The following is a 21,772-nucleotide window of genomic DNA, read 5'->3' on the forward strand; positions in this document are numbered from 1 at the left end:
CCGCAACGGCCACTCGAACGGTAACCCGACTACCGCCATTCCTGCCGCCCGGAGTACCCACCGGCTCTTTCGAGCCTTACCGGAGGGAGACCTCCCGATTGTCGGGACCTCGGCTTTTCCATGATCCTCAGATACGGGTGAGGCACCATGCGCCGAGGCCCAGCGCCACCACCGCGGCGAGGCCGGCGAGGGTCGCCGATGCGACCGGGTTCACACCGTGGGCGACGGGTTCGCGCTGTCGTACCCGGGCCGCGGTCCACATCAGCAGCCCGCCTCCGAACAGGGCGAACACCGCCCCAGCGAAGATCGCCGGTCCCCTCTCCATGACGCCCCTGCCCCCTTTTGCCCCGGCCGCGAGTGTCCAGCCCCGGGAGGTTGACACGCGCGGGCGGCGGCCAGGCGAACCTGAGGTGAACGCGGGACCGACGCCGCCGTGGACCGCCCGGGCGCCTTCGCTCACGGCCGGGGGCTCAGACCGATCCGGGCGCGGGAATCTTTCCGGTCGTCTTCCCGTTGTCGGTGCGTCCCACGGTGCATACGGCCCTCTTGAACCCCTGGTTCCAGTCGTCCTCGTCGGCCACCCAACCGAACACGGCCCGCTCCGACCCCGGTGCCCAGGTCGACTCGAATTTATTGCCGCAGAGCTTGGTCGCGTTGTCGGCGCCCTTCTCGTAGTTCATGCCGCCGGGCGCCTGGACGACTCCTATGACCTGATCGGTGTGGGGTTTCACGCAATCGGTGAGCGGGGCGTTGTAGCCGTCGTCCCCCTCCTCGTAGATCCAGCAGTCGCCGACACTCATCTGACCGACCCACAGATTGGCGCCCTCGTCGCGGAACCGGCCGACTTCACCGCCTATCGCGGCATGGCGTCCGAGTACGAGACATGCCGTACCGCTGTTGGCCACGGTGAAGCCCTCCTTCGTCGGTACGACGGCGTAGCCGGCCGCGTCCGGCAGGGCGTCGACGACCGCGCGCGTCTGGTTCGCACAGCGCTCGGCGCCCTCGGCGGCCGCGTCCGCGGCGTCGGTGGCCGTGTCGACCGCCACGACCTGACCGTCGGGCCAGTCCTCGGAGCAGCTCACCTTGCCCAGGTTCGGCACCGACTTGAACGGCGTACCCGACCAGACCGCCTGCACACAGTCGCCGGTCTCCAGCGGCTGGCTGAGTCCGACGACATCGCCGTACGGCAGCACGGGTCCGGTGGGTGGTGCCGAGGACTTGGGCACGCTGGAGGTGGGCGGCTTCTTCGGGGTGGCGGTGTCGTCGCCACCGCCGTCGCCGGTCAGCGAGACGGCCAGCCAGGTGCCGCCGGCGATGACCAGCACAACGGCCACGACGAGCGCGACGACGGCGAGCCGCTTCCTGGAAGGCGGGGGCGGCGGGGGTCCGCCGCCAGGGGCACCCGGCCCGCCCGCGCCCCAGCCGGCGCCGTAGGTGCCGCCCGTGTACGGCGGGGTGGGACTGCCCTCGTAGGGCGCCGAGCCGCCGTACGGCGTCGAACCGCCGCCGGTGTACGGGCCGTAGGGCGCGGGGCCGCCACCACCCGCAAAGGGCGACTGCGCGCCGCCGCTCGCGTAGGGCCCTTGCGCGTAGGGATTGCCGGCCTCGGGCGACTGCTGCGACACGGAGGCCTGCCGCCACGGGTCGTACTGCGAAGGGGGCGCCCCACCGGGCGTGGCCGGACCGCCACCACCCGGACCACCGGGGCCGAAGCCCCCGGCTCCCGGAGTCACCGCGCCCGCCGCACCACCCACCCCCTGGGGTACGCCTCCCGGAGTGTGCGGTGTCTGCGGAGTGCTCGGCGTCGGTGGCGCTCCCGGCGTCCGGGGTGTCACCGCCCCGAACCCCTCGGGTGGCGGCCCGAATCCCCCCGGCGCCGCACCGGCCGGCGCGGGCCACGCGGGCGAGGCCCCCTGCACCACCCGCTCCAGCCCCCGCGCCACCGTCTCCGGCGACGACCTGCGCACCGGGTCCTTCACGAGCAACCCCTGGAGCACTGGCGCCAGTTCACCGGCCCGCACCGCGGGCGTCGGCTCCTCCCCCAGCAGCGCCGTCAGCGTGGCGTAGTCGCCGTGCCGGTCGAAGGGGCCGCGTCCCTCCACGGCCGAGTACAGCGTCGCGCCCAGCGAGAACAGGTCCGCGGCCGGCGTCGGCGGCTCCCCACGCGCGCGTTCCGGAGCGAGGTAGCCCGGTGTGCCGAGGATGCCCGCCGTGGCGGTGAGCCGGGGTTCGCGGGACTCGGGTTGCAGCGCGATGCCGTAGTCGGTGAGCAGCACGCGCGCGTACGGATCGCCCGAAGCGTCCGACGCCAGCAGGATGTTGGCCGGTTTCACATCCCTGTGGAGGATGCCGATCCGGTGCCCCGCGGTCAGTGCGTCGAGCACCGCGAGCCCGATGCGGGCCGCCTGGGCGGGCAGCAGCGGCCCCGAACTCCGTACGACCGCCTGGAGGTCGACCGCGTCCGGCACGTACTCCATGACGATCCACGGCAGTCCCTCGTGGACCACGACGTCGTGCACCGTCGCCACATGCGGGTGGCCGCGCAGCCGCGCCGCGTGCCGGGCCTCGCTGCGGGCCCGCGCGATGCGCTGGGCGGGCTCGGTCGCGTCCATCGGCACATCCGGAAGCGCGATCTCCTTCATCGCGACTTCGCAGGCCAACTCCTCGTCGTACGCGAGCCAGACCCGGCCCATGCCGCCCGCGCCGAGCGACCGCAGCAGCCGGTACCGCCCGTTGATGACCCTGCCTCCGCCTTGATCCGGCGTATCCCCCGCCATCACGCCTCCCCCCGAGACCCGAGACAGCGTGCCTCCCCCGAGGACGCGTGAACTCTGTCTCTCGAAGGTAGCTTCGCAGGTGCCACTGACAGGAGACCTTTTCAGGAGCAATCCCACCAGATCGGGCACATGGGCCTCAGGGACACTCACCCGCCTCAGACGTCACGCGGGATCAAGCCTCACGCCGGCTCCAGGAACCCCTGCTCCACCAGCAGCCGGATCTGCGCCGGTGTGCGGTCCCGCAGCAACACCGGATCCTCACCCACCAGTTGCGCGATCGCGTCCAGGATCCGCCCCGCGCTCAGCGAGCCGTCGCACACTCCGGCGAAGCCCGCGCCGACCGTGTCCACCTTGGTGGCCCGGCGCATCCCGCGGTTCTGCCGCAGCACGACATGCTCCGGGTCCTCGGCGCCGGGCAGCCCGACCTGCTCCTGCACGATCTCGGAGGCGAGCCTGAAGTGGCCCTCCAGCAGGGCGGCGTCATCGTGTTCCCGCAGATAGTCGAGGCGCTCGAAGTGCGCCCTGACGGTGTCGCCGAGCGGCTGCTCGACGGGGTGCGGCCACTCCTCGGCGACGACCGAGGGCACGGCGGCCCCCGTCCTGCGCAGGGTGATCCAGCCGAACCCGACGGACCTCACCTTGCGCGCCTCGAACTCGTCCAACCAGGCGTCGTACAGCGCCTGGTACTCGGCCGGGTCGCCCTGGTGGTCTCCGGCGTCCCTGAGCCACAGCTCGGCGTACTGAGTGACGTCCTGCACCTCGCGCTGCACGATCCACGCGTCGCACCCGCGCGGCACCCAGGACCGCAGCCGGTCCTGCCAGTCCTCCCCCTCCACGTGCTGCCAGTTGGCGAGGAACTGCGCGAACCCGCCCTCGCTCAGCCGCTCCCCCGCCTGCTGAACGAGCGACCGGCACAGATCGTCCCCGCCCATCCCGCCGTCCCGGTACGTCAGCCGCGCACCCGGCGAGATCACGAACGGCGGGTTCGAGACGATCAGGTCGTACGTCTCCCCGTCCTTCACCGGCTCGAACAGCGAGCCCTCCCGCAGCTCGGCCGCCGGGGTGCCGGACAGCGCCAGCGTGAGCCCGGTGATGTGCAGCGCGCGCGGGTTGAGATCGGTCGCCGTCACGCGCGTGGCGTGCTGCGCGGCGTGCAGCGCCTGGATACCGGATCCGGTACCGAGGTCGAGAGCGGCGGAGACGGGCCTGCGGACGGTGATGCCCGCGAGGGTCGTGGAGGCGCCGCCGACGCCCAGGACGACGCCCTCGGCCCGGCTGCCGATGCCTCCGGCCCCGCCGACGGCACACCCCAGGTCGGACACGATGAACCAGTCCTCGCCGTCGGGTCCGCCGTACGGCCGTACGTCGACGGTCGCGGCGACCTCGTCCGAGCCGGCGCGCACCAGCCACCCGCTCTCCAGACACGCGTCCACCGGCAGCACGCCCGCCACGCGCGCGTGGAGCACCGGCTGCTGCAACAGGAAGAGCCGTACGAGCACCTCCAGCGGCGTGTCCCCGCGGGTCGCCCGCAGGGCGGGCACGGTCTCGCTGCGCGCGAGCGCCGCGTACGCGGGGGCACCGAGCAGGTCGAGCAGCCCGTCGGCGGTGAAGGAGGCGCCCAGAAGGGCCTCCCTCAGACGCGCGGCGACATCGGGGCGGTCGACGGAGGGCAGAGAGGCAAGGCCGGCGTTACTCACCACCCCATTGTGAACCGGCGCCGCAGGCGATGCCTACGGCGCCGGGGTCACACAGGGGTGGAAGTCAGCCGGTGGTGGCCGACGGCGAGGCGGACGCGCTCTTGCAGCTCTCCTGCTGCGCCATCGCCTTGCCGACGTCGCCCTCCTCGAGCGTCTTCAGGGCGTCGCTGCCGCTGGTGCTCAGCTTGTCGAGCGCGGTCGCGATGTCCTTGAGGCCGTCGGCGAACTTGGCCTGGTCCTTGGTGTTGAGGTCGTCGACCTGCTTCTGCAGGGAGGCGTAGGACGCGGCGAGGCTGTTGAGCTCCTTGACGGCGTCCTGCTGCTTCTTCTCGGCGTTCTTGGCGTCCCCGGTGTCCGGGGCGCCGGCCTTCTGCACGGCGGCCCCGATCGCCTTGTAGGCCTCGGCCATGTCCTGGAAGGCCTGGGAGTCGGTCTTCTGGACGTCCTCCGGTGTGCTGTTGTCCGAGGTCTGCTTCTGGATCGCCGTGTTGGCGGCCTCGATCTTCTTGGCCTGCGGCTGCACCGCGCCGCAGACCTCCTTGGCCCAGGCGTCCAGCTTCTCGCTGTTGTCGTCACCGCTGCTGCATGCCGACAGCGCCATCGCCAGTACCGCACCGCCGGACAGCGCGGCCGCGAGCTTCTTGTTCACCGGATTGGTCCCTTCCATGGCTCCTCGGCCCCGGAACATACACGGCAGATGGATGACATCCACAGGTAGGACGTCCGTTAAGTGACGCATTAAAGCCATTTGCACCAAGTGAGAGAAGGCTCACGAGGAGGGCGTGAACACGCAGAACGGGCGGGGGACGCGTCCGTACGCGCCCCCCGCCCGCCCCTTGAGCAGGCGTCCCGTACGACCGCCTACGAAACCACCGCGGGATCGACCGACTTGACCGACCTCTTGGCGCCTTCCTCGTCCCCTACGGCGATCCCGCGCCGCTTGGAGACATAGACCGCGCCGACGATCACGAGGAGCGAGAGGACGGCGATGGTGATCCGTACGCCGATGCTCTTGTCCTCGCCGTAGCTGAACTTGATGACCGCGGGCGCGATGAGCAGCGCCACGAGGTTCATCACCTTCAGCAGGGGGTTGATCGCCGGACCGGCGGTGTCCTTGAAGGGGTCGCCTACGGTGTCGCCGATCACCGTCGCGGCGTGGGCCTCACTGCCCTTGCCGCCGTGGTGACCGTCCTCGACGAGCTTCTTGGCGTTGTCCCAGGCGCCACCGGAGTTGGCGAGGAACACCGCCATGAGCGTGCCCGCACCGATCGCGCCCGCCAGGAACGAGCCCAGCGCGCCGACACCGAGCGTGAACCCGATGAAGATGGGCGCCAGCACGGCCAGCAGTCCGGGCGTGGTGAGCTCCCGCAAGGCGTCCCTGGTGCAGATGTCGACGACCTTGCCGTACTCCGGCTTCTCGGTGTAGTCCATGATCCCGGGACGCTCGCGGAACTGCCGCCGCACCTCGTAGACCACGGCACCCGCCGACCGCGACACGGCGTTGATCGCGAGCCCCGAGAAGAGGAAGACGACCGCCGCGCCCGCGATGAGACCGACGAGGTTGTTGGGCTGCGAGATGTCCATCATCAGGCTCATCGGCGCACCGTCGCCGGACAGCTTCTCGCCGACGTCCTGCGCGCCGGTCGTGATCGCGTCACGGTACGACCCGAAGAGCGCCGACGCCGCCAGGACGGCGGTGGCGATGGCGATGCCCTTGGTGATGGCCTTGGTGGTGTTGCCGACCGCGTCCAGGTTGGTGAGCACCTGCGCGCCCGCGCCCTCGACGTCACCGGACATCTCGGCGATGCCCTGCGCGTTGTCGGAGACGGGCCCGAAGGTGTCCATGGCGACGATCACACCGACCGTGGTGAGCAGACCGGTGCCGGCCAGTGCCACCGCGAACAGCGCCAGCATGATCGACGTACCGCCGAGCAGGAAGGCCCCGTAGACGCCGAGGCCGATCAACAGGGCGGTGTAGACGGCCGATTCGAGACCGATCGAGATACCGGCGAGGACGACGGTGGCCGGGCCGGTGAGCGAGGACTTCCCGATGTCCCTGACAGGACGCCGGGTGGTCTCGGTGAAGTAGCCGGTCAGCTGCTGGATGACGGCGGCGAGCACGATGCCGATCGCCACGGCGACGAGGGCGAGGATCCGCGGGTCGCCGTCCTTGCCAATGATCTCGGTGTCGGTTACGCCCTCGGCCCTGAAGTCGGCGTACGACGACGGCAGATAGACGAAGACGGCGATGGCCACCAGCACGAGCGAGATCACCGCGGAGATGAAGAACCCGCGGTTGATCGCGGACATCCCGCTGCGGTCGGTCCTGCGCGGGGCGACCGCGAAGATGCCGATCATCGCGGTGATCACACCGATCGCCGGCACGATCAGCGGGAAGGCGAGCCCGGAGTCGCCGAAGGCCGCCGAACCGAGGATCAGCGCGGCGACCAGGGTCACGGCGTACGACTCGAAGAGGTCGGCCGCCATGCCCGCGCAGTCGCCGACGTTGTCGCCCACGTTGTCGGCGATGGTCGCGGCATTGCGCGGGTCGTCCTCCGGAATGCCCTTCTCGACCTTGCCGACCAGGTCGGCGCCGACGTCGGCGGCCTTGGTGAAGATGCCACCGCCGACACGCATGAACATGGCGATCAGCGCGGCCCCGAGGCCGAAGCCCTCGAGCACCTTCGGTGCGTCGGCCGCGTACACCAGCACGACACAGGAGGCGCCCAGCAGACCGAGCCCCACCGTGAACATGCCGACGACGCCGCCCGTGCGGAAAGCGATCTTCATTGCTTTGTGCGAGACGGCGGTGAGATCCTTTTCCGGCTCACCTTCCGCAGGGGTCGCTTCCCGTGCCGCCGCGGCGACGCGCACATTGCTGCGCACGGCGAGCCACATGCCGATATAGCCGGTGGCCGCCGAGAACGCCGCGCCGATCAAGAAGAAGACGGATCGACCGGCGCGCTGATTCCAGTCGTCCGCGGGCAGCAGCATGAGCAGGAAGAACACGACCACGGCGAAAACGCCGAGCGTGCGCATCTGCCGTGCCAGATAGGCGTTCGCACCTTCCTGGATCGCTGTCGCGATCTTCTTCATGCTGTCGGTGCCCTCGCCCGCCGCGAGCACCTGGCGAACCAGGATGCCCGCGACCACGAGCGCGGCCAGTGCGACGGCGGCGATCACCCAGATGATGATCCGGTTGTCGTCCGTCAGGACCGCGGCTGCGAGGGAAGTGGGATGGTCCAACTGATGAGGGGTAGAAAGCCCCGCCATTCGTCCTCCTTGACGCCTGTGCTGAGCTCAAGATGTGGACGGATTGTAGGTAGCGGAACCTGATCAAAACAGTGCGCGGTAAACGGAATTAGCCTTCACATGCTCTTCAGCAAATGATCGACGTCACGACACAGAACCCGAAAGAGCTAATGCCCCAAAGGCATTGACGCTTGATCGAATTATCGGGCGATTGATCGTGAATTCTTTCACGAATTCAGAGAAAAGAAGAAAGGGCCCTGCTGAGCAGGGCCCTCGAGGTCTTCTACGACGGTGAGATCAGGGAAGCGTCGCGGCCGGCGGAGTGGTCGGCCAAGTCATACGGATCGACCCGCCGTGCTCCCCTGCGGTGACCTCCACGTCGTCCACGAGACCGCTGATGACCGCGAGGCCCATCTCGTCCTCATCGGTCTCCACGTCCACGTCCTCGGCGGCCCCGCCGGGCGCCCGGTCACCCGGGGCCGAGCGCGGCGCCTCGTCGCCCACCTCGATGGAGAACTGCTTCTCCTCCTCGATGAGCAGCACCTTCACCGGTGCGGTGATGCCGCCGTTCTGGTGCAGTCCGACGGCACGGGAGCAGGCCTCGCCGACAGCGAGCCTGACCTCGTCGAGAACGGCCTCGTCCACTCCGGCCCTGCGCGCCACCGCCGCCGCCACCAGACGGGCGGTGCGGACGTGCTCGGGCAGCGCGCTGAAGCGGAGTTCAACGGTGGCCATGCATCCCCCTCGGAACTACGGGCGTGCTGTCGGGGGGCCGGGCTGCCGAACGCCAGGACCCCCATGTACTACTGCCGTCCCGGGGGCGGTCCTTTTTCCGCGCCCGGGCCGGTGGTTCAGTCGGTGGCCGCCACCGCTTCCTCGACCGAGGTGTGGATCGGGAACACCTTGGTGAGACCGGTGATGCGGAAGATCTTGAGAATGCGCTCCTGGTTGCAGACCAGGCGCAGCGAGCCCTCATGGGCACGCACGCGCTTCAGTCCGCCGACCAGTACGCCGAGCCCGGTGGAGTCGAGGAAGTCCACGCCCTCCATGTCGACGACGAGGTGGAAACTCCCGTCGTTCACCAGCTCGACCAGCTGCTCGCGCAGCTTGGGCGCGGTATATACGTCGATTTCGCCACCGACCTCGACGACCGTGCGATCGCCGACGGTACGGGTCGACAGGGACAGGTCCACGGATCCTCCAGCACCTTGCTACTCGAGCGGTCGTCCCGCGGGACACCTCGGCTTGAAGCCCCCAGGACGGTTCGCCAGCCGCGATGGCATTCAATCACTTACGGCAGGCGTGCACGACGCCTTGGTCCCATTGTCCGTCACGCCAGTGACACACTCGGTGCCGATGGCCAAGAATCACCGATCCGATCGACCCTCGGCGGAACCCGTCTCCCGGCCGGAACCGGGCACGGTCCTGGACCGGCTCGCTTCCGGGCCGAGTCGGGCTGCGCGCATCACTCATACGGAGCACTTGCCCCCGCGCGAGGGTCGCCATGCCGTCTGGCCTGACCGGATTCGTTCGGAGGTCGTCGCCGCGGTGCAGGCCGCCGGTGTCGAGCACCCCTGGGCCCACCAGGCACAGGCGGCCGAGCACGCCCTCGACGGCGAATCGGTGGTGGTCGCGACCGGCACGGCCTCCGGCAAGTCCCTGGCGTACCTCACGCCCGTCCTGACGGCCCTCCTGGACGGTTCGGAGGCTCCGAACGGCCGCGGCGCCACGGCGCTGTACCTCGCTCCCACGAAAGCGCTGGCGGCGGACCAGTGGCGTTCTGTGAAGGAACTTTCACAACCGCTGGGCAATTCAGTTCGACCTGCGGTCTACGACGGTGACACCCCGTTCGAGCAACGCGAGTGGATCCGCCAGTACGCCAACTACGTGCTGACCAACCCGGACATGCTGCACCGCGGCATCCTCCCGTCCCATCCGCGCTGGTCCTCCTTCCTGAAGTCGCTCAAGTACGTCGTCATCGACGAGGTCCACACCTACCGCGGCGTCTTCGGCTCCCACGTCGCCCAGGTGCTGCGCCGGCTGCGCCGCCTCTGCGCCCGCTACGGCGCCTCTCCCGTCTTCCTGCTGGCCTCCGCGACCGCCGCCGAGCCCTCGGTCGCCGCCCGCCGCCTCACCGGCCTCCCGGTGGTCGAGGTGGCCGACGACGCCTCACCGCGCGGTGAACTGGTGTTCGCCCTCTGGGAGCCCCCGCTCACCGAGATGCAGGGCGAGAAGGGCGCCCCGGTCCGCCGTACCGCCACGGCCGAAACGGCCGACCTGCTCACGGATCTGACCGTGCAGGGCGTCCGCTCGGTCGCCTTCGTGCGCTCCCGGCGCGGCGCCGAGCTCATCGCGGTCATCGCCCAGGAGCGACTGGCCGAGGTCGACCGCTCCCTGGCCCGACGCGTGGCGGCCTACCGGGGCGGCTACCTCCCCGAGGAACGCCGCGCCCTGGAACAGGCCCTCCACTCGGGAGAGTTGCTGGGCCTGGCCGCGACGACCGCGCTCGAACTCGGCATCGACGTCTCCGGCCTGGACGCCGTGATCATCGCCGGCTACCCGGGCACACGCGCGTCCCTGTGGCAGCAGGCCGGCCGCGCGGGCCGTTCCGGTCAGGGCGCCCTGGCGATCCTGGTCGCCCGCGACGACCCCCTGGACACCTTCCTCGTCCACCACCCCGAGGCCCTGTTCGACCAGCCGGTGGAGTCGACGGTCCTGGACCCCGACAACCCGTACGTCCTGGCACCGCACTTGTGCGCGGCGGCCGCGGAAATGCCGCTGACCGACGACGACCTGGCGCTGTTCGGCCCGGAGACCGAGGGCCTGCTCCCGCAGTTGGAGGCCGCGAAACTCCTGCGCCGCCGTGCGAAGGCCTGGCACTGGACCCGCCGGGAACGGGCCGCCGACCTCACCGACATCCGCGGCGGGGGCGGCGACCCGGTCCAGATCGTCGAGTCCGGCACGGGCCGCCTCCTGGGCACGGTCGACGCGGGGGCCGCGCACACGACCGTCCACGAGGGCGCGGTCCACCTCCATCAGGGCCGCACCTACCTCGTCCGGTCCCTGGACCTGGAGGACTCGGTCGCGCTGGTCGAGGAGGCGAACCCGACGTACTCGACGGTGGCCCGCGACACGACGGCCGTCTCCGTCCTGGAGACGGACGTCGAAGTCCCCTGGGGCGAGGGCAGGTTGTGCTACGGCTCGGTCGAGGTCACCAACCAGGTCGTCTCCTTCCTCCGCAGACGCCTCATCACGGGCGAGGTCCTCGGCGAGACGAAACTCGACCTCCCTCCTCGTACGCTCCGCACCCGCGCGGTGTGGTGGACGGTCACCGAGGACCAGTTGGACGAGGCCCGCATCAACCCGGAGATCCTCGGCGGCGCCCTGCACGCGGCGGAACACGCCTCGATCGGCATGCTGCCGTTGTTCGCGACGTGCGACCGCTGGGACATCGGCGGCGTCTCGATCCCGTTGCACCCCGACACCTTGCTCCCCACGGTCTTCGTCTACGACGGCCACCCGGGCGGCGCGGGGTTCGCCGAGCGCGCCTTCCACACCGCCCGCGCCTGGCTCACCGCCACCCGCCAGGCCATCGCCGCCTGCGAGTGCGACGCCGGCTGCCCGTCCTGCATCCAGTCCCCCAAGTGCGGCAACGGCAACGACCCGCTGCACAAGAGAGGGGCGGTGCGGTTGCTCACGGTGCTGCTGCGGGGGGCGCCGGAGGAGAAGCCCGAGGCGGAGGGGGAGCCACCGGAGCGGGCTCGACAGGATCCGGTGCCGGAGGGGGCAGCTCAGCCGGTCCCGAAGGAGGCAGCTCCGCCGATACCGGAGGGGGCAGGTCCGCCGGTCCCGCCCGTGCCCTGACCTCCGCCGCGAACGGCCCCCGACCCGCCGTCGCCGTCACGTCCGAGGTCTCGCCCACGATCACGCACCGCACGAGCCGGGTGCCTTGGGCCCGCGCCACCCGCTCCGCCCTGGCGCAGGCCCCCTCGCCGCCCTCCGCCCAATGGTCCGCCGCCGCGAGCGCCGCGAGATCCGCTCCCCCGGCCGCCCGGTGCCGGACCACGACGGCCTGCCCCAGGGCGAGCACGACCCCGAACACCACGCACAGCACGGCGATCGCACCGACACTCCAGACGGTGGCGGAGCCGCGGTCGCAAGCGAGACCCCGGCGCCGCGCGAGCCCCTCCCCCGGGGAGGCCGACCACGAGGCGGAACTCCGGCACCGCGGGAAGCCCCTTCTCATGGGCCCGCCCCCTCCACCGACGCCACCGCCTCCTCCCGCACGTCGAAGGGCAGCCGTCCCAGCATCGGCGGCCTCGCCACGACCACCACCCGGACCTGCCCCTCCTCCCGGCTGACCGTGACCCTCGCACCGCGCGGTGCCGCCTCACGGGCCACCTCCACGACCGCGCCGGCCGGGTCCTGCCGCGCCGCCGCCCGGGCCCCCGTACGCGCCGCGTCCACGCACTGGATCTGTGCGGCCACCACGAGCAGCCCCCACACCAGCGCCGTCGCGAACATCACCAGCACGGGCAGCACCACGGCCGACTCCGCCGTCACGAACCCCCGGTCCCCACGGCCCCGTTCACATCCGCGCATCGAGGGCCTGCTTCACGATGGCCTGCAGCTCCGCGCTGACCGCTCCGCTGGTCACCACCTTGTAGAGGACGGCCGCGAACGCCACCGCCGCGATGATCCCCATCGCGTACTCGGACGTGACCATCCCCGCGTCCCTCCGCGCCGCACGCGCCCCGCACACCAGGGCACGCACCCGTGCCCGCACCGCCTTGTACATCTCAACCCCCGTGTAGATCGGTCCTGTTGACTGCTGTCGTTCGATCACTTGCTGTCGGTCCGGATCCGTCCCGTCATCCGCCACCCCCTCCCAACACCCCGTCGGCCAGGCCGATCACCACGGGCAGCACACCGACCGCGATGAACGCGGGCAGGAAGCACAGCCCCACCGGCGCGGTCACCATGACCGCCGCCCGCCGGGCCCGTGCCGTCGCGGTGCGCGCCCACTCGGCGCGGGCCTCCGCGGCGAGCCGTGCGACCGGTACGGCCGCCGGGAGCCCGGACACGTCGGCCCGCTCCAGCAACCGCGCCAGCGGACCGGCACCCGGCATCGAGGCCAGCCGGCGCCATGCCTCGCCGGGCGGACCGCCCAGCCGTACCTCCGCCGCGCCCCGCGCGAGCCCCTCCCCGACCGGCCCGCCCAGCGCCTCGCCCACCGCCCGCGCCGCGATCACCGGACCGGCGCCGGCCGCGATACAGGCCGCCAGCAGATCGGCGGCGAGCGGGAGTTGGCGAGCTGCCTCCGCGACGTCGTACGACTCCCCCGCCTCCTCGGCACCCTGCCGGCCCCGCCACCACCACAGCCCCGCCGCGACGACCAGCCCCACCACGACACCGGCGACCCCACCGACCAGCACCCACCCGCCGGCCACCGCGCCCAGCGAGGGCGACCACCGCCGCACGGCCTTCCGCACCTCACCCCGCGGTCGGCCCGGCACTGTCTCCCGGGTCACCAGTCGAGTCAGCCGCCGTCGAAGCCGCCGCTCCCGCCGCATCCCCTCCACCCACCGAGCGAGCCACGCGAGCACCATCACGGCTCCCGCGATCACCCCCAGCCTGTGGACAACTTCCGCACTCACAGCGCCTGCCTTTCCGAACCCCGTACCGATTCCGCCCTCACACCGCTTCCGCTCCCCGCACGATCCGCGCCGCCCACCACATCCCCGCCCCCTCCAGCAGGCCGCCGATCACCAGGCAGACCAGACCGGGCCCGGTGTGCAGCAGGACGTGGAGCGGGTCGGAGCCGAGGGCCGTGCCGAGGAGCAGTCCGAGGGCGGGGAGCCCGGCGAGCATCACCGTCGTGGAGCGGGCGCCCGCCAACTGGGCACGCAGATCGGCACGTTGGTCCCGCTCCGCGCGCAACGCCGCCTCGAGCCGTTCGAGTCCGGCCGCGAGCCCCGCTCCCCGGTCCACCGCGACCCGCCAGCACACCGCGAGGCCCAGCAGCCCCTCGGCCCCCGGCTGCCGTGCGGCGCCCGCGAGCGCACCCGGTACGTCCCCGCCGAACCGCGCGGCCGCCAGCACCGCCGGCTGCGCCTCCCCCAGCCCCACGGAGTCGCGCGCGGCACCCAACAGGGCCTCACCCGGCTGCCGTCCGGCCCGCACCTCTCCGGCGAGCGCCCCGCACAACGCGATGACCGCGTCCCCTCGGCGCTCCCGGGCCCGCCGCGCCTCGCGCGCCAACCGCACCCGCCGCAGCAACGGCACCCCGGCCGCGCCCGCGACGAGCGGCAGCACCGAGGCCCCCAGCACGGCCAGCACCAGTCCGGCCGCCACCGACCACCACTCGCTCCCCAGCCGCCTCAATCCACCGGCCAGTTGCCGCCAGGCCGACGGCCCGGTCCCGACCGCCCCGCCGGCCCCCGCGAGCAGCAACTCCGCTCGGCGCGCCCCGGAACGCCACCCGACCGAAAGCCAGACCGCCGCCCCGGCACACACCAGCGCCGCCCCCGTCGACACCTCACCCATCACCACGCCCCCTGTCGGCCCGCGGCGCCGAGCAGCCCTCGCAGCCGCTCCCACCCCCGCTCGTACACGAACGCCTCCGCGCCCCACCGCAGCGCCGGCACCGTCCGCACCAGTCCCGACGGATCCCGCTCCAGCACATGCACCTCGGCGATCCGCCGCCGCCCGTTCCGGTCACGGGCGAGGTGCAGGACGACGGACAGCGCGGCCGCCAACTGGCTGTGCAGCGCGGCCCGGTCGAGTCCGGCCGCCGTGCCGAGCGCCTCCAGCCGGGCCGGGACATCGGCCGCCGCGTTGGCATGGACCGTTCCGCAGCCGCCCTCGTGCCCCGTGTTCAACGCGGCCAGCAGATGCACCACTTCAGGCCCACGTACCTCGCCCACCACCAGCCGGTCGGGCCTCATCCGCAGCGCCTGCCGCACCAGGTCCTCGAGCGAGACCAGGCCCGCGCCCTCCTGGTTGGCGGGTCTGCTCTCCAGTCGTACGACGTGCGGATGGTCCGGCCGCAGCTCCGCGGAGTCCTCGGCCAGCACGATCCGTTCGCCCGGCCCGACGAGCCCCAGCAAGGCGCTCAGCAGCGTGGTCTTGCCACTGCCCGTCCCACCGCTGATCAGGAACGACAGCCGTGCTTCGATCAACGCCCGCAGTACCCGGTCCCCGCCCGGCGGCACGGTGCCCGCCACCATCAGCTCGTCGAGCGTGAACGCGCGCGGCCGTACGACCCGCAGCGACAGACAGGTGCAGTCGACGGCCACCGGCGGCAGCACCGCGTGCAGCCGTGTCCCGTCGGGCAGCCGGGCGTCCGCCCAGGGCCGCGCGTCGTCCAGCCGACGTCCGGCCACCGCGGCCAGACGCTGCGCGAGCCGTCGTACGGCGGCGGCGTCGGGGAACGCGACGGTGGTGAGTTCGAGCCCGCCGCCCCGGTCCACCCAGACCCGGTCCGGTGCCGACACGAGCACATCGGTCACACGAGGGTCGGCGAGCAGCGGCTCCAGCGGGCCGCTGCCGACCAGCTCGGAGCGCAACCGCTCGGCCGCCCCGAGGACTTCGGCGTCACCGAGTACCCGCCCCTGCTCGCGCAGCGCCTGTGCCACCCGCGCGGGCGTCGGCTCGGCCCCGCTCTCGGCGAGCCACTGCCGTACGCCGTCGAGCAGGTGCGGGGACATGTCCGTCCCGCCCGAGCGCCCCACCGCGGATGCCGTACCGGCCGTGGCCGCCAGCGAGCCCTCGGCCCGCCCTGCCCCGAACAACGCCCGGCCCACCTCGTCGGAGTAGGTACTCATGCCGCCTCCACCAACGCCCGCTCCCAGAACTCCTTGCAGAACCGCGCCAGCGGCCCCCGCCCGGTTCCCGGCGGCGTCCTGCTCTCATGAGGCCGCAGCAGCTCCGCTTCCAGGGGGACCTCGCCCACCAGCGGCAGTCCGAGCAGTCGCGCCACCTCCCGGTCGTCGAGCCCGGGCGCATGCGGCCCTCGGACCGCCACGCGCAGATCGCGTACGACCATGCCCACGGCGGAGGCCACCCGCCCGGCCGCCGCGACGGCGCGGAGTTCGGCGGGGACCACGAGGATGCCGAGGTCGAGCTGGGCGAGGGTCTCGGCGATGCCGTCGTCGATACGGCGCGGCAGATCGACGACGACCGTGCCGCCCCGGCGGCGGGCCGCGGCGAGCACCGCGCGGACGGCCTGCGGCGGGACGGCGACGCAGTCACCGCGGTCCCAGCTGAGGACCCGCAGGGAGTGCAGCTGAGGCAGCGACTCCTCCAGGGCACCGCCGCCGACCCGGCCGCGCGAGGCGGCGAACGCGGGCCAGCGCAGCCCCTCGGCGGTCTCGCCACCGAGGAGTACGTCGAGTCCGCCGCCCAGCGGATCGGCGTCCACGAGCAGGGTGCGCAGTCCCTCCCGCGCGGAGGTGACGGCGAGGGCGCACGCGAGAGTGGATGCCCCGGCCCCGCCGCGGCCGCCGATGACGCCGACGGTGAGGGCGGGCCGGCCGACGCCCTCGGCGACATCGGCGATCCGGTCGACCAGCCACTGCTCCCCGTCGGGCAGCATCAGGACATGGTCGGCGCCGATCTCGACGGCCCGGCGCCAGACCCCGGAGTCGTCCTGGTCCCGTCCGACGAGGACCACTCCGCCTCTGCGGGCGGCTCCGCGCACGCGCCGCGCGGCGTCGTCGCCGACCAGGACGAGCGGTGCGGCCTCCCAGCGGCCTCTCGGTTCCGGCACCCCCGGGTGGACCTCGGGTGTGGCGCCGGCCGCCGCGCACAGGCGCAGCAGGTCGTCGAGGAGCACCGGGTCCTCGGTGACGATCAACGGCTCGCCCTGTCGCCCTCCGGCGGCGGGCGGCGGATCGTGTGTGACGGCTGCGGCCACGTTTTCCATCCCCCTTCGCTGCGTCTCGCGAGAGCCTCCAGGGCCCCGCGATTCCCGAACGTGTGAAGAACCGGCGACCGGCCTTCATATGAACGGCCGATACGAACCGGCCAAACGCGGCCGACTAACCGGAACCAGCCACCGAGTCGGTGCCGGCGGGCCGCGCTGGAATCACGGTGCAGCGATGCCGGAAATCTTGTGGATCTTGATCGATAACTGTGGACAACTCAGCCGTTGTGGATATCGCCGTCACCCATCCCGGCGCCCTCCGCACTGCCATGTGTGCGACTTCCGCAGCGCAGTGCGACAGCTACGCACAGTGACGGATCATGGGCATGCGAAAGAGGCGGCCGCAGCCGCCTCGACACGGCCGTAGAGCCGTACTGGGACACAGAAGGAAGGGGAAAAACGCACCCGGACGTGCGACGACCCCCACCGGGGGGGAGAGTGGGGGTCGTCTCCACGGCCGACTCGGGGGGGGAGGAGCCGGGCCGGGTTAGCACGGTCGCGAACGATCCGTGACTTCCATGGTGTACCCGAGAGCCTTCTCAGGCAAACCCACGCGCCCCACCTTACGCCGAATGGGCTGCGCCTATGCTCAGGGGCGTGGAAAACCACTCCTTGCCCCGCACAGCGGCCTTCTTTGACCTGGACAAGACGGTCATTGCGAAGTCGAGCACGCTCACCTTCAGCAAGTCGTTCTACCAAGGCGGTCTGATCAACCGCAGGGCCGCCTTGCGTACCGCGTATGCCCAGTTCGTCTTCCTCGTGGGCGGTATGGACCACGACCAGATGGAACGGACCCGCGAGTACCTCTCGGCACTCGTGCGCGGCTGGAACGTCCAACAGGTGAAGGAGATCGTGGCCGAGACCCTTCACGACCTGATCGACCCGATCATCTACGACGAGGCCGCCTCCCTCATCGAGGAGCACCACACCGCCGGCCGCGACGTCGTGATCGTGTCCACGTCGGGCGCCGAGGTGGTCGAGCCGATCGGCGAACTGCTCGGCGCGGACCGGGTGGTGGCGACCCGGATGGTCGTGGGCGAGGACGGCTGCTTCACCGGCGAGGTGGAGTACTACGCGTACGGCCCGACCAAGGCCGAGGCGGTCAAGGAGCTGGCCGAGTCCGAGGGATATGACCTGGAGCGCTGTTACGCGTACAGCGACTCGGCGACCGATCTGCCGATGCTCCAGTCCGTCGGTCACCCCCATGCCGTGAACCCGGACCGCGCACTGCGCCGCGAGGCACTCGCGCGCGGGTGGCCGATTCTCGATTTCCACCGGCCGGTCCGGCTCAAGCAGCGGCTCCCCGCGTTCTCCGCACCGTCCCGCCCGGCGCTCGTCGCGGCGGCGGCCATAGGAGCGGCGGCGGCCACCGCGGGCCTCGTCTGGTACGCCAGTCGGCGCCGGGCGACGGTTCTCTGACGTGCAAGATGCCCGTTTAGTGACTTTTTGAGAGTAAAAGTAAAGAACTGCAGCCAGGACTTCCGCTTGCCCGGGTCCTGGAGTACAAAGGAGTCAACGGCCCGCGAGACCAAGGACATCCGAAAGGATCACCTTAATAACGCATTTGGCCCCACGGACCGCGCATGAGAATTGGGCACCCACGCGACGTCGACCCGTCGATTACGGGCCAGCCGCACCAGGTGACGGGCAAAGTCCCGACCTGATGGGCAATATTTCGAGGACGCTTGGTAACCCGGTGAACATGCCAGCGGCGGTACGAGTCTTCGTACCGCCGCAACCCTGTTCAGGCCCTCCCCGTGGAGGGCCATTTCTGTAACTACAGTTATGCCGCTCCGCGCTGCAGCGCCTCGCACACCGCCGTCGACTCGCGCGCCCCGAGCACGACCGCCTTGCCGCAGTGCGCGATCCAGGCGGCCATGCCCTCCGGGGTTCCGGAGACATAGCCGTCCAGCGCTGCCAGGTAGGCGGCGCGGCCCAGCTCGGCATGGCCGACCTCCGCCGGGCAGATGGACTTCGGGTCGAGGCCGCTGCCGATCAGGACGATGCGTTCGGCCGTGCGCGCGATGAGACCGTTGTGAGAGGTGAAGGGCCGCAGGGCGAGGATCTCGCCGTGCACGACGGCCGCCGTCACCAGGGCCGGGGCGGAACCGCCCGCGACGATCAGCTCGGACAGGCCCTCCAGCCGGCCGTGCACCTCCCTCGCCTCGGGCGCCGCGAGTTCGATCGACGGCTCCTCGACCGACTCGCCCGCCTGACGCGGGCGCCCGACCTCGTCGCCGTTGGTCGCGGCCGCCACCAGGTGCAGGCGGGCCAGGACGCGCAGGGGCGACTGCCGCCAGATGGACAGCAGTTGGCCCGCCTCGGCGGTCAGCCTCAGGGCCGCGCCCACGACGCGCGCCTCGTCGTCGCCGCTGAAGTCGGAGCGGCGACGCACCTCTTCGAGGGCCCAGTCGGCGCCGGACAGCGCCGCGGAGCCGCGGGCGCCGCGCAGGGCCGCCTCGGACGTGATCGCGGTGCTGCGGCGCCGCATGATCCGGTGCCCGTAGACCCGGTCCACGGCCTTGCGCACGGACTCCACGGAGTCGGCCACGCCGGGCAGGGAGCCCAGGGCGGCGAGCGGATCGGCGGTCGCGCCTGTCGTACTCATGAGTACGACATTACGCAACGGCGGCGCACACCCCACGAAGGAGTGGTCTTCTTCACGCACGCCTGCCACGTACAGCTATCGCACCACTACCCTTCGTGAACATGAAAATTGCTTTCGTCGGGAAGGGCGGCAGCGGCAAGACCACGCTGTCGTCCCTGTTCATCCGCCATCTCGCCACCACCGGGGCACCCGTCGTCGCCGTCGACGCCGACATCAACCAGCACCTGGGCGCCGCCCTCGGTCTCGACGAGGCGGCCGCCGCGGCACTGCCCGCGATGGGCGAGCGGCTGCCGCTGATCAAGGACTACCTGCGCGGCGCCAACCCGCGCATCGCCACCACCGAGACGATGATCAAGACGACCCCGCCGGGCGAGGGCTCACGACTGCTGCGGGTGCACGAGGACAATCCGGTGTACGACGCCTGCGCCCGGCCGGTGGAACTCGACGGCGGCACCGTCCGTTTGATGGTCACCGGCCCCTTCACGGACGCCGACCTGGGGGTCGCCTGCTACCACTCCAAAACGGGAGCGGTGGAGCTGTGCCTGAACCACCTGGTGGACGGGCGTGACGAGTACGTCGTGGTGGACATGACCGCGGGCTCGGACTCCTTCGCCTCCGGCATGTTCACCCGCTTCGACATCACGTTCCTCGTCGCCGAGCCGACCCGGAAGGGAGTCTCCGTCTATCGCCAGTACAAGGAGTACGCCCGCGACTTCGGCGTCGCCCTGAAGGTCGTCGGCAACAAGGTGCAGGGGCAGGACGACCTCGACTTCCTCCGCGCCGAGGTCGGGGACGACCTGCTGGTGACGGTCGGGCACTCGGACTGGGTGCGCTCCATGGAGAAGGGCCGGCCACCCCGGTTCGAGCTACTGGAGGACGTCAACCGCAGCTCCCTGCGCCGGTTGCAGAGCGCGGTCGACGCGACGTACGACCTGCGCGACTGGGAGCACTACACACGCCAGATGGTGCACTTCCACCTGAAGAACGCCCAGTCCTGGGGCAATGAGCGCACCGGGGCCGACCTGGCGGCGCAGGTCGACCCCGGGTTCGTACTGAGCGAGAGCGTCGTGGTGAACGCCTGACGGCTCACCGCCCGGGGCTCACCACGCGCGGCTCACCGTCTGTGGCTCACGGCTTGGCCGCCGGCGCTCCGGGCACGCCCTTCGGGGCCGGGGCGGGGCGGCCCGAGAGGAAGGACGCCCAGCTCTGCTTCGGGGCCTCGCCGACGCCGAGGGTCCGCATCTTGGCCAGGGCCTGCGGGTCCTGGGCGTCCAGCCAGTCGGCGAGCTGCCGGAAGGAGACACAGCGCACGTCGGGCTTGTTGCAGACCTGTTCGATGGTCTCCTCTACGGCACGCATGTAGGTGCCGCCGTTCCAGGACTCGAAGTGGTTGCCGATGATCAGGGGCGCGCGGTTGCCGTCGTAGGCCCGGTGGAAGCCCTTGAGCAGGCTGTCACGCATCTGGTCGCCCCAGAACTCGTGCTTGTTCGGGTCGCCGTACATCGTGCCCGACTGGTTCACGGCGAAGTTGTAGTCCATGGTGAGCTGCTCGAAGGAGTGCCCTGAGAACGGCACCAGCTGCATCGAGAGGTCCCACAGACCTTCCTTCTTCTTGGGCCAGAGCTGGTCGTTGACGCCGCTGGTGTCGTAGCGGAAGCCCAGTTCACGGGCGGCCTTCATGAAGTTCTTCTGGCCCTCGAGGCAGGGCGTGCGGGCGCCGATGAGCTCCTTGTCGTAGTCGAAGGGCAGCGGGCTCGCGTTCTTCAGGCCTGTGGTGGTCTTCCAGGACTTCACGAACTGCTTCGCCTGGGCGATCTCGTCCTTCCACTCCTCGACGGACCACTGGCCGACCCCGCCGCCGCTGCCGCAGAAGTGGCCGTTGAAGTGGGTGCCGATCTCGCTGCCCTCCAGCCACGCCCCGCGCAGCTGCTTGACGGTCTCGGCGATGCCCTTCTCGTCGTTGAAGCCGATGTCGGAGCGGCCCGGGGAGTGCTGCGGGGGCTTGTAGAGGTCGCGCTTGTCCTCGGGGAGCATGTACACGCCGCTGAGGAAGTACGTCATCGTCGCGTTGTTCGCCTTGGCGACCTTGCGGAAGTGGGAGAACAGCTTCTGGGAGTCCTCGCCCGCGCCGTCCCAGGAGAACACCACGAACTGCGGGGGCTTCTGACCGGGCTTCATGCGCTCGGGTCTGGGCAGGTGGGGCTGCGCCCCGGTGAACGCGGTGGAGCCGTCTCCGATCAGGCGGACCGCGCTCTTGGGCGGCGCCTGGGCCGGCTTCGCCTTCTGCGGGCCGGCGGCCCCTTCCTCGGCACCGTCGGTGCCGAGCGCGCAACCGGCGAGCGACGCGGCACAGAGCGCGGCGACCACGGCGCCCGCGGCGATCCTCTGGGTGGCGGCCATGTTCCGCCCACCTACTTCCTTCTCTCGGGGCCAACGACAGCGCCGTCAAGCTCGCACGAGGTCCGGAATGAATTAGTACGACAAGCCGATGAAATATCTGCATCACCCTGAT

18 protein-coding genes and 1 pseudogene are annotated in these 21,772 nt (G+C 71.2%); 3 read left to right on the plus strand and 16 right to left on the minus strand.

What is annotated here, in order from left to right:
• Nucleotides 1–127: 127 nt before the first annotated feature.
• From ACWD3I_RS41865 to bldG, 7 genes are all read right to left on the minus strand, one after another.
• Nucleotides 128–325: a hypothetical protein gene (locus tag ACWD3I_RS41865; RefSeq protein WP_266889357.1), complete on the minus strand. Its 198-nt coding sequence runs from the start codon at nt 323–325 to the stop codon at nt 128–130.
• 145 nt (nt 326–470) lie between these two features.
• A complete protein-coding gene (locus tag ACWD3I_RS41870) occupies nt 471–2,777 on the minus strand; it encodes a serine/threonine-protein kinase (protein WP_365404751.1) in 2,307 nt (768 codons plus the stop codon).
• Nucleotides 2,778–2,956: 179 nt separating this feature from the next.
• A complete protein-coding gene (locus tag ACWD3I_RS41875; protein WP_365404754.1) occupies nt 2,957–4,474 on the minus strand; it encodes a class I SAM-dependent methyltransferase in 1,518 nt (505 codons plus the stop codon).
• Between the two features lie 64 nt (nt 4,475–4,538).
• Complete coding sequence (locus tag ACWD3I_RS41880; RefSeq protein ID WP_365404757.1) at nt 4,539–5,141, minus strand: small secreted protein; 603 nt, start codon at nt 5,139–5,141, stop codon at nt 4,539–4,541.
• A gap of 194 nt (nt 5,142–5,335) precedes the next feature.
• Complete coding sequence (locus ACWD3I_RS41885; RefSeq protein ID WP_365404760.1) at nt 5,336–7,747, minus strand: sodium-translocating pyrophosphatase; 2,412 nt, start codon at nt 7,745–7,747, stop codon at nt 5,336–5,338.
• A gap of 276 nt (nt 7,748–8,023) precedes the next feature.
• Entirely contained in the window at nt 8,024–8,461 is a 438-nt protein-coding gene (locus ACWD3I_RS41890) for an ATP-binding protein (protein ID WP_266889361.1), read from the minus strand.
• 116 nt (nt 8,462–8,577) lie between these two features.
• Nucleotides 8,578–8,919, minus strand: a complete 342-nt coding sequence (gene bldG, locus ACWD3I_RS41895; RefSeq protein WP_003975386.1) for an anti-sigma factor antagonist BldG — start codon at nt 8,917–8,919, stop codon at nt 8,578–8,580.
• A 163-nt stretch (nt 8,920–9,082) separates the two neighbouring features.
• Between bldG and ACWD3I_RS41900 the strand changes: the two genes are divergently transcribed.
• A complete protein-coding gene (locus ACWD3I_RS41900; RefSeq protein WP_365404765.1) occupies nt 9,083–11,590 on the plus strand; it encodes a DEAD/DEAH box helicase in 2,508 nt (835 codons plus the stop codon).
• Nucleotides 11,591–11,630: 40 nt separating this feature from the next.
• Here the strand turns inward: ACWD3I_RS41900 and ACWD3I_RS41905 are convergent.
• The 7 genes and pseudogenes from ACWD3I_RS41905 to ssd all read right to left on the minus strand — a co-directional run.
• Nucleotides 11,631–11,972 (minus strand): annotated as a pseudogene (locus tag ACWD3I_RS41905) (Rv3654c family TadE-like protein); the annotation flags it as partial.
• A complete protein-coding gene (locus ACWD3I_RS41910; protein WP_365404767.1) occupies nt 11,969–12,328 on the minus strand; it encodes a TadE family type IV pilus minor pilin in 360 nt (119 codons plus the stop codon). The gene ACWD3I_RS41910 and the pseudogene ACWD3I_RS41905, both read right to left, overlap by 4 nt.
• The gene (locus ACWD3I_RS41915) at nt 12,315–12,524 is read right to left on the minus strand and encodes a DUF4244 domain-containing protein (RefSeq protein ID WP_365404788.1); all 210 of its coding nucleotides are present in this window, start codon (nt 12,522–12,524) and stop codon (nt 12,315–12,317) included. Before ACWD3I_RS41915 ends, ACWD3I_RS41910 begins: the two co-directional genes overlap by 14 nt.
• Before the next feature lie 73 nt (nt 12,525–12,597).
• Entirely contained in the window at nt 12,598–13,383 is a 786-nt protein-coding gene (locus tag ACWD3I_RS41920; protein WP_365404770.1) for a type II secretion system F family protein, read from the minus strand.
• A 37-nt stretch (nt 13,384–13,420) separates the two neighbouring features.
• Complete coding sequence (locus ACWD3I_RS41925; RefSeq protein WP_365404773.1) at nt 13,421–14,272, minus strand: type II secretion system F family protein; 852 nt, start codon at nt 14,270–14,272, stop codon at nt 13,421–13,423.
• Entirely contained in the window at nt 14,272–15,552 is a 1,281-nt protein-coding gene (locus ACWD3I_RS41930) for a TadA family conjugal transfer-associated ATPase (protein ID WP_451084328.1), read from the minus strand. The genes ACWD3I_RS41925 and ACWD3I_RS41930 overlap by 1 nt, the downstream gene beginning before the upstream one ends.
• Complete coding sequence (gene ssd / locus ACWD3I_RS41935; RefSeq protein ID WP_365404776.1) at nt 15,549–16,652, minus strand: septum site-determining protein Ssd; 1,104 nt, start codon at nt 16,650–16,652, stop codon at nt 15,549–15,551. Before ssd ends, ACWD3I_RS41930 begins: the two co-directional genes overlap by 4 nt.
• A gap of 585 nt (nt 16,653–17,237) precedes the next feature.
• Here ssd and ACWD3I_RS41940 point away from each other — a divergent pair.
• On the plus strand, nt 17,238–18,071 hold the full coding sequence (locus ACWD3I_RS41940) for an HAD family hydrolase (protein ID WP_365404778.1): 834 nt from the start codon (nt 17,238–17,240) through the stop codon (nt 18,069–18,071).
• Nucleotides 18,072–18,435: 364 nt separating this feature from the next.
• Here ACWD3I_RS41940 and ACWD3I_RS41945 read toward each other — a convergent pair whose 3' ends face one another.
• Nucleotides 18,436–19,260, minus strand: coding sequence for an oxidoreductase (locus ACWD3I_RS41945; RefSeq protein ID WP_451084329.1), 825 nt, complete (start codon nt 19,258–19,260; stop codon nt 18,436–18,438).
• A gap of 101 nt (nt 19,261–19,361) precedes the next feature.
• Here ACWD3I_RS41945 and ACWD3I_RS41950 point away from each other — a divergent pair, with 101 nt between their 5' ends.
• Nucleotides 19,362–20,342, plus strand: a complete 981-nt coding sequence (locus tag ACWD3I_RS41950) for an ATP-binding protein (RefSeq protein ID WP_365410213.1) — start codon at nt 19,362–19,364, stop codon at nt 20,340–20,342.
• A gap of 46 nt (nt 20,343–20,388) precedes the next feature.
• Here ACWD3I_RS41950 and ACWD3I_RS41955 read toward each other — a convergent pair whose 3' ends face one another.
• Entirely contained in the window at nt 20,389–21,660 is a 1,272-nt protein-coding gene (locus ACWD3I_RS41955; protein ID WP_365410210.1) for a polysaccharide deacetylase family protein, read from the minus strand.
• Nucleotides 21,661–21,772: the final 112 nt, after the last annotated feature.

It is taken from the genome of Streptomyces sp. NPDC002817 (assembly GCF_053592055.1).